Consider the following 1,381-nt stretch of genomic DNA (forward strand, 5'->3'; position numbering starts at 1 on the left):
TGCACCTCCCCAACTCACCCCGAACACATCGACCTGGTCGACTCCCAATTGCTGGAGCATCTCTGCAATCACGTCGGCATGGCGTGGCAGGCGAATGGGCCAACGGGGCATTTGCGACTTGCCGACCCCTGGCACGTCCAGCGTGATCGTCGTGAAGTCTTCCAGTTCATCGCGCAACGGATCGAAGGTAGGAATCAAGCCACCTAAACCATTGAGTAAAAGCAGCGGAGAGCCTTGACCGCAGATCGAAACATTTAACTGCGAGCTCTTCGCTATTAGCCTGTGGGTTGTCATGATTTCTCCTTGCAGCACGCAATTGGGAGGCAGCATTGGTGAGAGTTAGGGGGAAGTTCCGAAGAGCTCCGCAGCCGCTTCCCTCATAAAGATCTCGATGGTTTTCGGCCCTATCCCTTCAAATTCAGATAGCCGTTTTTCGAAGGCCTTACGATCTGCGCTTGCCGCGACGATGTTGCTGACCTTGCCGTGATATTCAGCATTCATCTTGTTAGCCAATGCCAACAACCGCGACGCGGTGGTCTCGTCGTAACGCACGTAGTGAGCCTCACCTAGCATCATGACCAGCTGGCGGTGAGTGCAGCTCGCCAATTTGTGCGGCGTATCCCGATGATGTTTATCGACGATCACTTGATAGGCGTTGGCGGCAATCGGCCCCTGGATTCGCTTACACATCAGGAAACTGGCAAGCAGCCATTTGAACAACCCGGCTTCGTTCGCACCTTGAAGGTCGATTTGTAAGTCATGTGCGCTGATGATTTTGCTCACTGGTTCACCCTTCAAGCGATGGTCTCAATGTAGACCAGGCGCTATCACGAATGATCCAGCTGAGCGAGGCAGCGACAACGGAACCCTTACTCATGCTCGACGCCTAATGGTTGAACCTTACGATTTGAGAAAGAAGAAATGCATATTTCCGACACAATCCAAGTTATGGAAGCGCTGTCAGCCAACGAAGCAAATCTGAAGCTTCACGAAGGCTGGTCATTGATACCTGTGGTCGTCACCACCCACCCAAATGGTCAGCTCCACCCTTGTTACATTCTCGGAAAATCGAAAGCCTCATCTAGCCAACAGCAGCCCGATTGACCAGCGTGGCATTCACATAGCGACTCACCTCGCTGACTGTACAGGGGGATAACTTGGCTTATCTGGATTGGGTTCAATGGCCAGCGATGGTTATTACCGTTCTCGCCGCATGGCTGATCGGATCGCAACGGCCAGGCCGGCGGATGATCGGGTTTATATGCTTCAGTGTGAGCAACGTGTTGTGGGTGATCTGGGGACTCTACGCAGACGCGTATGCATTGATCGTATTACAGGTTTGTCTTTTCCTGATGAACCTTCGAGGGCTCAAGAAAAACTC

The 1,381-nt window shown here is 52.6% G+C and carries 4 protein-coding genes; 2 read left to right on the forward strand and 2 right to left on the reverse strand.

The genetic code is table 11. The features are described from left to right. Both HYI44_RS29105 and HYI44_RS29110 read right to left on the reverse strand, forming a co-directional pair. Nucleotides 1–294, reverse strand: a 294-nt coding sequence (locus HYI44_RS29105) for an alpha/beta fold hydrolase (protein ID WP_225571206.1), incomplete at its 3' end; no start/stop codon positions are given. Nucleotides 295–339: 45 nt separating this feature from the next. Then, a complete protein-coding gene (locus HYI44_RS29110; protein WP_194693043.1) occupies nt 340–783 on the reverse strand; it encodes a DNA methylase in 444 nt (147 codons plus the stop codon). 138 nt (nt 784–921) lie between these two features. On the opposite strand from HYI44_RS29110, the gene HYI44_RS29115 reads away from it, so the two are divergent. After that, nucleotides 922–1,104 carry a hypothetical protein gene (locus HYI44_RS29115; protein ID WP_194693044.1) on the forward strand — a complete coding sequence of 61 codons (183 nt, stop codon included), beginning with the start codon at nt 922–924 and terminating at the stop codon, nt 1,102–1,104. Nucleotides 1,105–1,190: 86 nt separating this feature from the next. After that, nucleotides 1,191–1,381, forward strand: a 191-nt coding sequence (locus tag HYI44_RS29120) for a hypothetical protein (protein ID WP_412548526.1), incomplete at its 3' end; no start/stop codon positions are given.

It is taken from the genome of Pseudomonas sp. Y24-6 (genome assembly GCF_020295325.1).
GTDB classification, from domain to species: domain Bacteria; phylum Pseudomonadota; class Gammaproteobacteria; order Pseudomonadales; family Pseudomonadaceae; genus Aquipseudomonas; species Aquipseudomonas gregormendelii.